This window comes from Arthrobacter sp. NicSoilB8 (assembly GCF_019977355.1).
Taxonomy (GTDB): Bacteria; Actinomycetota; Actinomycetes; order Actinomycetales; family Micrococcaceae; genus Arthrobacter.
The window spans coordinates 3,202,756-3,214,656 of record NZ_AP024655.1 but is presented as its reverse complement, the minus strand read 5'-3'; the positions used below and the strand labels follow the sequence as shown (position 1 = coordinate 3,214,656).

Below are 11,901 nucleotides of genomic sequence, written 5' to 3'. Positions count from 1 at the left end.
CACACGAGGACAGCCACTGCCCCCAAACCAGCAGTGTAGGCCAGCCGCGGCGCGTTCCGGGGATCAGTTGCGGGCGTCGACCTGTTCGAGCTGCAGCGTCTTGGCCGTCTCGGCCTCGAGCTGCGCGGCGAGCTCAGGGTTTTCGTTGAGTTTGACGCCGTAGCCGGGCATCATGTCCTTGAGCTTGGACTGCCAGCCCTTGAAGTTCTTGGGGAACGACTTCTGGAGCAGCTCGATCATGATCGGCACGGCCGTGGACGCGCCAGGGGAGGCACCGAGCAGTGCGCCGATGGTGCCATCGCGTCCGGCGATGACCTCGGTGCCGAACTGGAGCACGCCGCCCTTCTTCGGGTCCTTCTTGATGATCTGGACGCGCTGGCCGGCGGTGATGAGTTCCCAGTCGCCGCCCTTGGCCTCGGGGTAGTACTCCCGCAGGGCCTCGACCTTGTCATCGTGGCGCTTGGCGACTTCCTTGATCAGGTAGGCCGTGAGGTCCATGTTGTCCTTGGCCACGGCCAGCATCGGGATGATGTTGGAGGGGCGGATGGACAGCGGCAGGTCCAGGTAGGAGCCGTGCTTGAGGAAGTTCGTGGAGAAGCCGGCGTACGGGCCGAACAGCAGGGAGCGCTTGCCGTTGACGTAGCGCGTGTCCAGGTGCGGCACGGACATGGGCGGGGCGCCCACCGACGCCTGGCCGTAGACCTTGGCGCTGTGCTGGGCCGCGAGGCTCTCGTCGGTGCAGCGGAAGAACTGGCCGGAGACCGGGAAACCGCCAAATCCCTTGCTTTCCGGGATGCCGGAGGCCTGCAGCAGGTGCAGGGCACCCCCGCCCGCGCCGACGAACACGAATTTCGCACGGATCGAGCCGTGCTCGCCGCTCCTGGGGTGCTTCAGCGAGAGGTCCCAGCCGCCGTCGGACGCGCGCTTGATGTCGCTGACGTTGTGGCCGTAGTTGATCTCCACGCCGTTGTTCCCCAGGTACGCGGTCAGCTCCCGGGTCAGGGCGCCGAAGTCGACGTCGGTGCCCTCGGCGGCGCGGGTTGCCGCGACACGCTGCTTCGGGTCGCGGCCCTTGATGATCAGCGGGGCCCACTTGGCGATCTCGGCGTGGTCCTCGGAATACTGCATCGAGCGGAACAGCGGGTTCGGCTTGAGTGCCTCGTAGCGGGTGCGGAGGAATTTGGCGTGGTCCTCGCCGATCACGAAGCTCATGTGCGGAACGGTGTTGATGAAGCCCTTGGGGGAGCCGATCAGGGAGTTCGAGACGAGGTGGGACCAGAACTGTCGGGACAGCTGGAACTGTTCGTTGATGTTCAGGGCCTTGCCGGGGTCCACCGAGCCGTCTTTGGCTGCGGGGGAGTAATTAAGCTCACACAGCGCGGCGTGTCCGGTGCCGGCGTTGTTCCAGGGGCCGGAGCTTTCCAGTCCCGGCTCGTCGAGCCGCTCGAACATCGAGATGGTCCAGTTCGGCTCGAGCTGCTTGATGAATGCACCGAGCGTGGCGCTCATGATGCCGCCGCCGATCAGGACGACGTCGGCATGTTGGGTCTTGGAAATGAAAGTCACAATCAGTCTCCGATAGCAGCGGCTCTGGCTGTCACAGAATATCCCGCACCGCCCACTAACTGAAATTGGCCCCGGGCGTCAAGGCTTTAGCTCGACCTTTGTGAAAACTTCATTGAGCACCGGCGATGCCGGGTATTTCAGGACCCGGTCCGAAAGAGCCAGCGCCGAGATCGGGAAGGCAATGGGAACGGCGGGCACTGTGGCGGCAATCTGCGCGTTGATGGTCTGGTACTGCGCCGTGCGGTCCTTGCCGTCCGGCAATCCCCGGGCCCGGGCGATCTTGGAGAAGACCTGGGGATCCTGGTAGCCGAATTCGCCGGTGTTTTCCCCGAAGAGCGGACCCACGAAGTTGTCCGGGTCGGAGTACGAGCCGTTCCAGCCAAGCAGGTGCAGGGCATGGTCGCCCGGGGAAGTGACCTTCTGCAGGTAGCCGTCGGCCCAGTCCACAGGCACGGGTTTGATGTTGAGCCCGACGGCGGTCAGCTGCCGGCTGATCTCGGCGTACACCTTTTCCGGCGTCGGCAGGTAGGGCCGGGTGACGTTGAGCGGATAGTAGAACTTCAGTTCCTCGCCCTTGTAGCCGGCGTCGGCCAGGAGCTCCTTGGCCTTGTCCGGGTTGTACCCCAGCGCCGGGGCGTTGTTGTTGAACCCGCTAAGTTTCGGCGGGACGAACTGGGACGCCTGGGCGGTGTTGTCGATGAAGAACCGGCGGATCAGGGTGTCCTTGTCCAGCGCCATTTCAATCGCCTGGCGCACCTTGAGGTTCTGCAGGATGGGGACGTCCTGGTTCATGCCCAGGTACATGACGGAGAACGGGTCCCGCTGGATGATCTGCTTGCCGCTCTTGACCAGCTGATCGAAGTTGCCGACGGTGACGGCGTCGTAGGCGTCGATCTTGCCGTCCAGGAGGGCCTGCATCCGGGTCTGCGGGTGATCGTAGGTCACGAACTTGATCGTGCCGATCTGCCCCTTGTCCCCCCAGTAGTACTTGTTGCTGTTCAGGGTGACGCTGCCGGCGTCCCAGGAACCGAAGACATAGGGTCCGGTGCCCACGGGATGGAGCCCGTAAGCGGACATCGGCTGGCCGCCGCGGTTCTGGTCCAGGACGTCCGCGTGTTCGGCGGCGAGGGCCTGCGGGGAGGAGATCGCAAAAGCCGGGAGGGTGAGGGCCTGGAGGAAACCGGTGAAGGGCTGGGTGAGGTCGATCCGGACGTTGTCCGGCGCCACGGCGGTGCAACTCTTGTAGATCGACAGCGGCGCCTGGTCCGCGTGGGCTTTGAACACGCCCTTGAAGGTGGTGCCCGTAGCCTGCTGGCGGAGCGCAGCGGGGAAGTTGAACCAGCGGTTGAAGTTGGTGCAGACGGCTGCGGCGTTGAACGGGGTCCCGTCCTGGAACGTGACCTTCTCGCGCAGCTTGAAGGTATAGGCCCGCCCATCATCGCTCTGCGACCATTCGGTGGCCAGCAGCGGAGTGGGCTGGCCGGTGGTCTGGTCGACGCCCACGAGGCCTTCCAGCACCTGCCGGGTGATGCGGTAGGACTCGACGTCGGAGACCAAGGCCGGATCGAGCCCGAGCGGCTCCGAGCCGGTGCCGAAGGTGAAGAGCGCGGTGGGTGCCGCGCTGGCGGTGGAGGATCCCGTAGTCGAGCTAGGTGCCGGGCCAACGGTACCGGTGCAGGATGCGATCGGCAGCAGGAGCAGAGCGGCTCCGATGCTGGCGGCAATACGCCGCACTATCCTGCTGGGCAGTGTACTGCTGGGCACTGAAGGGATCACCTCTGGGAACTGGATGGTCCGCCGGCTGCGGAACAGCCCCAGTCTAGTTGACGGCGGAGTCCGCCATCTTGCGTGCCGCACCGCGGCCGGCCCCCGGCCGTAGGGGCCCGTGAGCCGAAAAAGCGAAGGCCCGCACCTCAGGGAGGGTGCAGGCCTTCGCTTCTCCTAGTGGCCCAGGGAGTCAGGCTGGAGCCGGCGCAGGAGTGCTTTTAGTGCTGCCTACTTGGGCATCAGGACCGAATCGACCATGTAGACAGTGGCATTGGCGGTCTGGACGCCGCCGCAGACCACGTTGGCGTCGTCTGCCTTCAGAGCGTCCTTGGTGCCGGTGACCGTGATGGAACCGCCCTCAACCGTCTTGTGCGTGCCGACGATCTGGTCCGGGGTGATCTTGCCGGGAACTACGTGGTAGGTCAGGATCTTGCTGAGCGTGGCATCGTCCGTCTTCAGTGCTTCAATCGTGGCCGGGTCGATCTTCTTGAAGGCGTCATCGGTCGGGGCGAAGACGGTGAATTCGCTGCCGTTGAGGGTGTCCACCAGGTTGACCTTGGAATTGAGCTTGCCGGAAACGGCGGCGGTCAGGGTGGTGAGGACGGGGTTGTTGGACGCCGCGGTGGCTACCGGGTCAAGCGCCATGCCGGAGACAGAGCCGGCACCGCTCGGAACCTGGGCGGCGTAGGCCGCGCAGCCGGGGCCGACAAGGTTGGCGGCCGGATCCATGGCTGCGGCGGAGGAGCTCATGGACGGGGACGGTGCCATGCTGGATGCCGACGGTGCGGAGCTGGCGGGGGCCGAGGAAGCAGTGGTGCTGGATCCGCCGCAGGCAGTGAGGCTGAGCATGGCGGCAGCTGCGATTCCTGCAACGGCGAACGTGGTGCGCTTGATGGTCTGCATTTCGGTTTCTCCTTTGTTGTGCCGATGGTTGCCTGCGGCGAACATTGCCGCTGTGGCCCTTTCCCGACTGTTGGGCACCGACCCTTGGTTGGTGTCTCAATGGGTATTCGGCTGCTCGGAGGAAACGGATGGGTGGGGGATTGAAATTCTTTTTAGCTCCCGGGATTCCCGGGGAATCCGCCGGAAACGCGGGAGAACCCCGGTCCGAAGACCGGGGTTCTCCCAGTGTGCGCAAGGGGGGACTTGAACCCCCACGCCCGAAGGCACAGGAACCTAAATCCTGCGTGTCTGCCAATTTCACCACTCGCGCGCGGCGCCGTCGTCGTCCGGGGAAGAACCCCGGCGGCGGACGCCAGGCTCCATTGTACCCACTGCCGCCCGGAACTACTGCCCGATTTCAAGGTCCCTGCGGAGTTTGGCGACATGCCCGGTGGCCCGGACGTTGTACTGCGCGACGGCGACCTTGCCTTCGGGATCGACGACGATTGTCGAGCGGATGAGCCCCTGGTAGGTCTTGCCGTAATTCTTCTTCTCGCCCCAGGCCGCATATGCCTCTGCGACAGCATGGTCTTCGTCGGAGAGCAGCGGGAAGGTCAGCCCCTCGGCGGCCGCGAACCTGGCAAGCTTCCCGACCGGATCGGGGGAGATTCCCACCACGTCATAACCTGCGTGCTGCAGGGAGGACAGGGAGTCCCGGAAATCGCAGGCCTGCTTGGTGCACCCGGGAGTGGAGGCCGCAGGGTAGAAATAGATGACGGTGTTCCGGCCCCGGAAATCGCGCAGGCTGACGTCTTGTCCTTCGGCATTCTTGAGGGTGAAATCCGGTGCCGTGGCACCGGCGGTGAGTCGTTCAGGCACGGTTAGCTCCTTGGTGAGGTCTGCGGCAAAGGGTGTCGCGAAACCGGGTGATCATCCAGCGTAATGAGCCCGGCGGCCCCCGACCAATCCGCTGCTCGCTATACTCTTGGGTATGCCTGATATGGATCGCTGGCCCACGGGCCGCCTATTGTCCACGGCAGCACGTCTTGTAGAACATTCCTGGAACGAAAAATTGGGGGCCATTGGCCTGACCCATGCCGGGGTGATCGCCATGGAGGTGCTCTCGGCGAATGGGCCAATGACACAAGCCCAACTGGCCCAGCTGGTAAGGGTCCAGGCCCAGACCATGGGCAAAACGCTGAGCCGTCTGGAGGCGCACGGGCACATTTCGCGGCAACGCAGCGATTCGGACCGGCGCAGCCACGTGGTGTCGCTGACTGATCAGGGCCGTGAGGCCGTCACCGCGGCCGCGGACATGGAACGCTCGGTGCTTGCCGCGACTCCGATTGACCCGGACGTGCTGCGCCAGGAACTCCAGGCTGTGGTCCGGGTGCTGGCCACCAGGACCTCGTCCGCGGAGGTCAAGGCGATCGTTACTGCCGCTGAGCCTGGACTTGCCGGCGGGACCGGCCTTGCCCCAGCAGCCCCTGCCGCCGAGCAGGGACTCGCGGCAAAGGCCACCCCGCTGAATTAGCCCCGTCAAGCGCCGCCCGGTCACCAGTGGTGGTGTTTGACGTTCTCGTGCCGGTGCCCGTTGTGGTCCCAGAATCCGTCTTTGTCGTGCCGGCATCCGTCCCGGCCCGTCCACCAGCCGTTGTGGTCGTTGTCGTCCCGCCAATTGCCGTGGTCGTCGCGCCATCCCCACCCGTCGGCGTTGTCATGCCACCTGCTCTCTCCGTCCCACCAGCCGTGCTGGGCATCATGCCGGTTGCCGTCCCGCAGGTGGTGCCGGTGCTCGAAGGGCGGTTGGTTCCAGGAGCTGCCGGAGGCAGTACCGGAAGTAGTAAGGGCGGCGCTGGCAGGCAGGGCCCCGGCGCCCAGGCCCAATGCCGCCGTCACGGCAGTTATTCCGATAATACGAATAGCCTTGTTCATGAACGTGATCCTTTGAGGGGGTCGACGTCCCCCACTCCTTCCGCCGATGCAAGGCGGTGCAGTCCGGCCCTGGTGACGGCGGAATCCCGCATTCCCGGACACGATTTCCGGACCGGACCCCTCAACAGGAGCCCGGGCAGGGTGGTGGGAAGCCGACCTGATAATCAGTGGAGTTGTCCGTCCGGGATCTTGTCCGGCGGTCATCGGTCCGGTCTACAGGACCGGCATTGTTCCGGGACGGTTGCCCGGGGCATCTTTCCAGTCAACGCCCGTGCCCGGTCTCGGGACAGGGACTAAAGCCCCGGGGTTCCTGCGGCATCATGCCGTTCGGGGGATGTCCGGGTGCTGCCCGCCGGAGGATGATGGGCCGCATACCGAGTCTCAACCGGTCGGAGGAGTGGCATGGCTAAGAGCAGCCCGTTCGTGATCGTGGTCGGCGTCGACGGCTCCCCGGAGTCACAGGCGGCCCTTGACTGGGGCGTGCAGGAGGCGAAGCTGAGGAATGGCCAAGTGGTTGTTCTCGCGTCGTGGCAGTATCCGTACGTTACCGATGCCGCCGGCCAGGCCTGGGACTACGCGGGGTTCGAGCGGGACGCGCAGCTGATCCTCGACGACGAACTGAAGCGTGTGGCCGACCAGGGGGTTCCCGTCACCGGACGCCTTGAGGAGGGAAATGCGGCGGCCGCACTGGTGGAGGCATCGCGCGAAGCGGACCTGCTGATTGTTGGTTCCCGTGGCCTGGGTGGATTTACGGGGATGTTGCTCGGTTCCGTGTCCTCCCAGCTTGCCCACCACGCCCGGTGCCCGCTCCTGATCATCCGCGCTGGGGCTGAAGGCCAGACGAGCCCCTAGATTGATGCGGCCTGGTTCGCCAAGGTGGCCACAAGAGAGGACATCTTGAAGCCGACAAGCACCACCGCGAGGATGGTGACGCCGATCGTGGCCCACACCGGGGCGAGTCCGCGCCGCGGGGCCACCTCGTGCACAATCACGGAGCGGCCAATGACGTAGACCTCCCGGCTGAGGAACACCCATGCCCAGTGAAAAGGCCGGACGACGCCGTCCTTGCGGAGCTTGTCCCAGTCCAAGTAGGCCAGGAGCGCGGAGACTCCGTAGACCAGGAAACCGCTGGCCACCAGGAGGAAGTACGGCACCGTGAAGATCGACGCCGGATCGATTGTCTGGACCTGCCGCGCCCCGACCGTCCGCACCCGGAGCACCGGGTTCCAGAGCATCAGCAGAATGAGCGGCACGAGCGGCAGCGCCACAATCGTCCAGACATACGCGTTATAGACCGGCGTCCGGTCGCTGATGCGCCTGCGGGGTTCCACCGGTCGCGGAGACGGCGGCGTCTGGAGCTGAGGGGCGCTGAACTGCCCGGTCCATGCCGTACCGTTCCACCACTGAAGCCGGCCCGAGCCGGCAGGGTCTGGATACCAGCCAGGGCCGGGGGCTGAAGTGCTGGGCGGGACGGTCATGGCTGTTCATCCTTTGCGGGGTTGGCCGATTGTTCAACGCGGTCAGAAGCTTCTGAGACAGAGCGTACATGGGGGCGGCTGCGGTAGCGAGAGTATCGACGCGGCAAGAGATCGGGGGGACCATTAAAGGGCAATCACCATGAAGGAGGTCAGTGATGTGCTATTCGAACTACAAGGATTTCGGGCGTGACACCAGGAAGGATGCCGCGCGGGAATCAGAGGAACGCCGGGAGCCCCGGGCGGAGGCAAAGGACTTCAAGTTCTGGGCCTTCCCCCGCCGCACCAAGGAGTTCACGGTCGAGGAGCCGGAGAAAGTCGCAGACCGGTCCCGCGAGAAGGTCTAAGTAGAAGGTCTAAGGACACGATATGACTCCAGCGGCCGCCGGATAACCACCGCTCACCGTGGTGGTTCGGCGGCCGTTTCACGGCCGGGCCGGCCGGCTAAGGCCAATCGCTGCGGAGAGGCCCAGGAGGACGCCACTAAGGGCCAGCAGGGACCCGCCGGCGAGGCTGCTGTGCCCGTCAGGCCCTGAAAAGTCCGGGCCGGTCCCGGCGCTGAGCGGCTCCCCGGTTGAAGCATCCCCGCCCTGGCCGGCATCCGGCGGTTGGGGCCCGGACGTGTCGGTTGGCTCCGGCCCGACTCCCGTGGCCGGTTGATCGTCGCCGCCTTGGCCCGCAGGCGAACCGGGGCCGGGCGCCGGGGCTGCCTGCATCTGGGCGGGCTGGGTGGTTTGCCCTTGTGCGGGTGACTGCGGCGGCGCTTGGGACGTCGTCGGTGACGGCGCAGCGCCTGGTGGCGGCGGTGCGGGGCTGCCGGGTGCCGGGTTAACCGGTGCGGGGGTGCCGGGCGTTGGCGATGCGGACGGCGGGCCCGGCGCCGGCGAGGCGGGGCAGATCTTCACCGGGACGAGTCCGGTCGGCGCGCAAGGGGCAGCGGCGGCGGGCAATGCCAGGACGAGCGGCGAGGCCGCCAGCACTAGAGCCGCGGCGGATGTGTAACAGGCCTTCCGGGTGGAGTTCATCCTCCCCATCGTATGGTTCAGCGGTCTGCCGACCGGGAATTCCGGCCCGGCGGGGCCCGGATTTCAAACCAAAAAAAGAAACCCCGTCCCGCTGGCTGCTAGGCCTGCAGGACGGGGTTTCCGTGGTGGTGCACCCCCCGGGACTCGAACCCGGAACCCATTGAAACGCTACCGCTTCTGCTCCTTGAGCCACTGAAAGTCGGCTACCCCGCCAGCTTCTTTTTGCAGGTTCGCGATGACCATATCCCAACCAGCCGAACCACATCCCCCGTGGTGCGGATCGTTCCCCTCGACGTGGCCGAGTGACGGAATGGAACCAAGAGAAATTGATCGGATGCCAGCGGACGAGTTGGGCGGCACATGCACGCCGCCTGCCCGTAAGGTTCATTGAGAGGATGGTAGCTCCAGGCGAGCACTCCTGCTGACGCTGATCCCATGGATCTAATTACGTTTGAGATCCCGGCGACCGATGACCGCGGCGCACACAACGTCGAGGTTGTCCCGGTGCTTGACCTTCAGCCATTGCCGGACCCCTCCCTCGTAGCGTTGGCCGGCGCCCTTGACGACAAGCCCTTCGATGCCGGTGGCCGGAAAGTCCTCGAACCATTCCCGGGCGGTGCCGTAATCGGCCGTGACGGGGGTGAGGTTCAGCGGCGGGGACCAGCCGGCCGCCAGCTCCTCAAGCAGCACTCGGCGGTCCTTCAGCGCCAGGTCCCGGGTGTCGTGGCCGGCGACTGCGAGGACGTCGAACGCCGCGAACGAAGCGGGCCGCTCCGGGATCAAAGCGGGCAGCAACTTCCTGCCGGTGACCATCCGCTGCTGGAGGGAGTTGAAGTCGAGACGGTCACCCGTCTAGATGAGCGCCTCGCCGTCAATGACACAGCCGGACGGGACCTGATCGGCCAGCGCGGCGACCAGATCCGGGAACCACCGGGTCAGGTCCTTGCCCTGCCGGGACCAGAGCGTCACACCGGTTTCGGTGACCGTGGCTGAGATCCTAAAACCGTCCCATTTGGGCTCGTACCAAGAGCCACCGGGCAGCACGTCCGGTCCGGGGACCCGGGAGACGGGCTTGGCCATCGCCAGGGACGGCGCGCGGAGGACCGCCGGCGGGATTTCGGACACGGTGTCACGATACCCGCGGCGGGCTGAGGATCAGAACGGGCTCGAGAAGACCGGTGCCTGCGCTGCGGCCAGCGAAGCATTGAGATCGCGCACAGCTGTGGCCTTCACTGCGTCGGGGTCCGAGAACACTACACGGAGGGATTCAGGTGATGCGGTTTGAGGCGGTTGGGCTTCGGTCGAGATTGTCATAGCCATCATTTGTACGGCATGGGTATGTAAGCGTGCCAGCCGACGCGCCAGTCGTGTGCTTCTATGTCCGTGGCGGGAGGGTGAAGAACGATTTCGGGTCATCCGAACCGAGCAGGTCACGGTGAAAAGCGATGGCATCAACCGGGGAGGAATTCACGAACAGCACGGCGACCGCGGTGGAATGCACCACTGTGTACCGGGCCGCCCCTTCAAGCCACGACAGGAGGCCGGTATAGTCCTCCACGACGAGCCCGCCGCCCAGGAGGCCACGCTTCGCAAGGAGATCTTCGACTGCAGCCCAGGACCAGTCCATGAGCTCATTGATCGCTGCTTCCACCGTTGGAATGCTCATAATCCGATGGTGGCACCAGCCCCTGACAATCCACTGGAAAGCGGCGCGCGTGTCTCGAAGCCTGGCATCCTACCGGTCGATCTTCTTCAGAATCAGGTCATTGACCTGCTTTAATTCATGGTCCACGACGGTCTTGTCGTAGCCCGTGATGTTGCCCAAGCCCATGTTGTGGTGGCCGGCCTTGACGATGTCCGCCTGGTAGCCATTCAGTTCCGTCACCGTCTTGCTCTCCAGTTCGGCGGAGGACATGTTGAGGACCTTCTCGAACGTCGCGCGCTTCTCTGCTTGGTCGTTACGCGACGCTGTAGTGGTAGCGCCAATCACAGCAACCAGCGCGGCTGCGGCAACAATGATGATGATGGCGATAATGATGTCGCGGTTTCGGCTGGTCGCACGGGCGGTTGTAATGGTCGTTTCGGTGCTCACGGTTTGTGCCTTTCGGTGATGGGGTTGGTTTGGGCCTTCTGGCGTGACGCCGGTCTTCGCGGGCGACACGGCGTGCCACCGGGGCGACCACGTTCACCGCAGGGATGACGTCCAGCCCGGCTTTGTACCGTCGGATTGCACGCCGGTGGGATTCGATGCGGATCTCGGCGATCTTCGGGGACACGGGGTCCAGTGCAGTCTCGCCGCGCTGGCGCTTCTCGATGGCCGCGATCGCCTGCGCATGGCGTGCCACGACGTCCGGTCCCCGATCCTTCGCAGCCCGCTTGCGGCGGGCCAGGTCCGATGCGCCGTCGTCTTCAAGCTTGTACATGCGAGCCCGGACGGCGACCTGTGGGAACCGGTCGGCAAGGCTCTCGCCGGGTGCGATGCGGATGCCGAAGTAATCTTCCGGTCCGGGAGGAGGGTTTTCGGTCATGGTCAGAAGCTCCCGGTGTCGCCGCCGCCGAAACTTCCCGAGTTGAAGCTGGGGGCGTCGTAGCTGGGCGCCGGGTCGGGGGCAGAGTACGAGATCGGCTCCGGCGCGGTATATGCGGGCTCAGGCGCCGAATAGGAAGCAGTCTCGATCTCCGAGGGTGCCTCGGCCGGCTCGTGCGCCTGGTCCTGGGACTCGTAGCGCTCCTCCGGACGTTCCTCGCTGTAGCCCCCATGGTGGTCATTGTCGATGCTGTTCAACGCCTGCTGCATCAGGAGGAGGTTGACCAGATCACCTGCGCCGGAATCGGGGGCTACGGGCTGCTGACCCGTGCGGGCGTCGCAACGGGAGCTGGCTGCCTGCGCGCGCAAATTCCTGGCAGCCGCTTTGAGGTCGCGGCACTGCTGGTTGCAGATGTGGTCATTACGGTGCGGCTCCCCGGTGGCCGGGTCGATCCACGCTCGGTGGTATGCCGTTGCCAGCTCTAGCGCCTCGGCCTCGGACACCGCACGGTGCTCTGCTTGTCGGGCAGCTACCCTGAGCGCCGTCGCCTCGGCTTCACGGCGGCGGTACACATTCGCGGCGAAGATGGCGCCGGCGGCGACGGCTGCGCAAGTGACGACGACCAGGATGATCGGGAGGATCAGGTATGTCGGGTTCATGGGTGGCTTTCTGTGGATCGACGCGGACGTATTGCCGCCAGCCACCATGTGTGGGGCGCCCGGG

General features: G+C 65.3%; 13 protein-coding genes, 1 tRNA gene and 1 pseudogene. 3 read left to right on the top strand and 12 right to left on the bottom strand.

Annotated elements, in window-relative coordinates; all coding sequences use genetic code 11:
- Positions 1-63: 63 nt before the first annotated feature.
- The 5 genes from LDO15_RS14505 to bcp form a co-directional block, all read right to left on the bottom strand.
- Positions 64-1,566, bottom strand: coding sequence for a malate:quinone oxidoreductase (locus LDO15_RS14505; RefSeq protein ID WP_223979704.1), 1,503 nt, complete (start codon positions 1,564-1,566; stop codon positions 64-66).
- 78 nt (positions 1,567-1,644) lie between these two features.
- Positions 1,645-3,330: an ABC transporter substrate-binding protein gene (locus tag LDO15_RS14500; protein WP_223979703.1), complete on the bottom strand. Its 1,686-nt coding sequence runs from the start codon at positions 3,328-3,330 to the stop codon at positions 1,645-1,647.
- A 231-nt stretch (positions 3,331-3,561) separates the two neighbouring features.
- Positions 3,562-4,236: a fasciclin domain-containing protein gene (locus LDO15_RS14495; RefSeq protein WP_223979702.1), complete on the bottom strand. Its 675-nt coding sequence runs from the start codon at positions 4,234-4,236 to the stop codon at positions 3,562-3,564.
- A 228-nt stretch (positions 4,237-4,464) separates the two neighbouring features.
- Positions 4,465-4,546: transfer RNA gene (locus tag LDO15_RS14490), tRNA-Leu, on the bottom strand.
- A 74-nt stretch (positions 4,547-4,620) separates the two neighbouring features.
- Entirely contained in the window at positions 4,621-5,094 is a 474-nt protein-coding gene (gene bcp, locus LDO15_RS14485) for a thioredoxin-dependent thiol peroxidase (protein ID WP_223979701.1), read from the bottom strand.
- Between the two features lie 112 nt (positions 5,095-5,206).
- Here bcp and LDO15_RS14480 point away from each other — a divergent pair, with 112 nt between their 5' ends.
- Positions 5,207-5,749 (top strand): MarR family transcriptional regulator, encoded by a 543-nt coding sequence (locus LDO15_RS14480; protein WP_223979700.1) that lies wholly within the window; start codon positions 5,207-5,209, stop codon positions 5,747-5,749.
- Between the two features lie 20 nt (positions 5,750-5,769).
- On the opposite strand, the gene LDO15_RS14475 is transcribed toward LDO15_RS14480, so the two are convergent.
- Positions 5,770-6,150, bottom strand: a complete 381-nt coding sequence (locus LDO15_RS14475) for a hypothetical protein (RefSeq protein ID WP_223979699.1) — start codon at positions 6,148-6,150, stop codon at positions 5,770-5,772.
- 402 nt (positions 6,151-6,552) lie between these two features.
- Between LDO15_RS14475 and LDO15_RS14470 the strand changes: the two genes are divergently transcribed.
- A complete protein-coding gene (locus LDO15_RS14470) occupies positions 6,553-7,002 on the top strand; it encodes a universal stress protein (RefSeq protein ID WP_223979697.1) in 450 nt (149 codons plus the stop codon).
- On the opposite strand, the gene LDO15_RS14465 is transcribed toward LDO15_RS14470, so the two are convergent.
- Entirely contained in the window at positions 6,999-7,628 is a 630-nt protein-coding gene (locus LDO15_RS14465; RefSeq protein WP_223979695.1) for a DUF2510 domain-containing protein, read from the bottom strand. The genes LDO15_RS14470 and LDO15_RS14465 overlap by 4 nt on opposite strands.
- Positions 7,629-7,783: 155 nt before the next feature.
- Here LDO15_RS14465 and LDO15_RS14460 point away from each other — a divergent pair, with 155 nt between their 5' ends.
- The gene (locus LDO15_RS14460) at positions 7,784-7,972 is read left to right on the top strand and encodes a hypothetical protein (protein WP_223979693.1); all 189 of its coding nucleotides are present in this window, start codon (positions 7,784-7,786) and stop codon (positions 7,970-7,972) included.
- 1,119 nt (positions 7,973-9,091) lie between these two features.
- Here LDO15_RS14460 and LDO15_RS14455 read toward each other — a convergent pair.
- The 5 genes and pseudogenes from LDO15_RS14455 to LDO15_RS14435 all read right to left on the bottom strand — a co-directional run bounded on the left by LDO15_RS14455 (position 9,092) and on the right by LDO15_RS14435 (position 11,837).
- Positions 9,092-9,730, bottom strand: a pseudogene (locus LDO15_RS14455) (ATP-dependent DNA ligase).
- 295 nt (positions 9,731-10,025) lie between these two features.
- On the bottom strand, positions 10,026-10,316 hold the full coding sequence (locus LDO15_RS14450; RefSeq protein WP_223979691.1) for a hypothetical protein: 291 nt from the start codon (positions 10,314-10,316) through the stop codon (positions 10,026-10,028).
- Between the two features lie 69 nt (positions 10,317-10,385).
- Positions 10,386-10,565 (bottom strand): hypothetical protein, encoded by a 180-nt coding sequence (locus LDO15_RS14445; RefSeq protein WP_223979689.1) that lies wholly within the window; start codon positions 10,563-10,565, stop codon positions 10,386-10,388.
- Between the two features lie 43 nt (positions 10,566-10,608).
- Positions 10,609-11,178 (bottom strand): hypothetical protein, encoded by a 570-nt coding sequence (locus LDO15_RS14440; protein WP_223979687.1) that lies wholly within the window; start codon positions 11,176-11,178, stop codon positions 10,609-10,611.
- Positions 11,179-11,180: 2 nt separating this feature from the next.
- A complete protein-coding gene (locus LDO15_RS14435; RefSeq protein ID WP_223979685.1) occupies positions 11,181-11,837 on the bottom strand; it encodes a hypothetical protein in 657 nt (218 codons plus the stop codon).
- Positions 11,838-11,901 lie beyond the last annotated feature (64 nt).

Coding starts and splice junctions, on each gene's coding strand:
- LDO15_RS14465 (WP_223979695.1), bottom strand. CDS start 7,628: ATGACCGTCCCGCCCAGCACTTCAGCCCCCGGCCCTGGCTGGTATCCA.
- LDO15_RS14435 (WP_223979685.1), bottom strand. CDS start 11,837: ATGAACCCGACATACCTGATCCTCCCGATCATCCTGGTCGTCGTCACT.
- LDO15_RS14445 (WP_223979689.1), bottom strand. CDS start 10,565: ATGTCCTCCGCCGAACTGGAGAGCAAGACGGTGACGGAACTGAATGGC.
- LDO15_RS14480 (WP_223979700.1), top strand. CDS start 5,207: ATGCCTGATATGGATCGCTGGCCCACGGGCCGCCTATTGTCCACGGCA.
- LDO15_RS14470 (WP_223979697.1), top strand. CDS start 6,553: ATGGCTAAGAGCAGCCCGTTCGTGATCGTGGTCGGCGTCGACGGCTCC.
- LDO15_RS14440 (WP_223979687.1), bottom strand. CDS start 11,178: ATGACCGAAAACCCTCCTCCCGGACCGGAAGATTACTTCGGCATCCGC.
- LDO15_RS14475 (WP_223979699.1), bottom strand. CDS start 6,150: ATGAACAAGGCTATTCGTATTATCGGAATAACTGCCGTGACGGCGGCA.
- LDO15_RS14460 (WP_223979693.1), top strand. CDS start 7,784: ATGTGCTATTCGAACTACAAGGATTTCGGGCGTGACACCAGGAAGGAT.
- LDO15_RS14495 (WP_223979702.1), bottom strand. CDS start 4,236: ATGCAGACCATCAAGCGCACCACGTTCGCCGTTGCAGGAATCGCAGCT.
- LDO15_RS14450 (WP_223979691.1), bottom strand. CDS start 10,316: ATGAGCATTCCAACGGTGGAAGCAGCGATCAATGAGCTCATGGACTGG.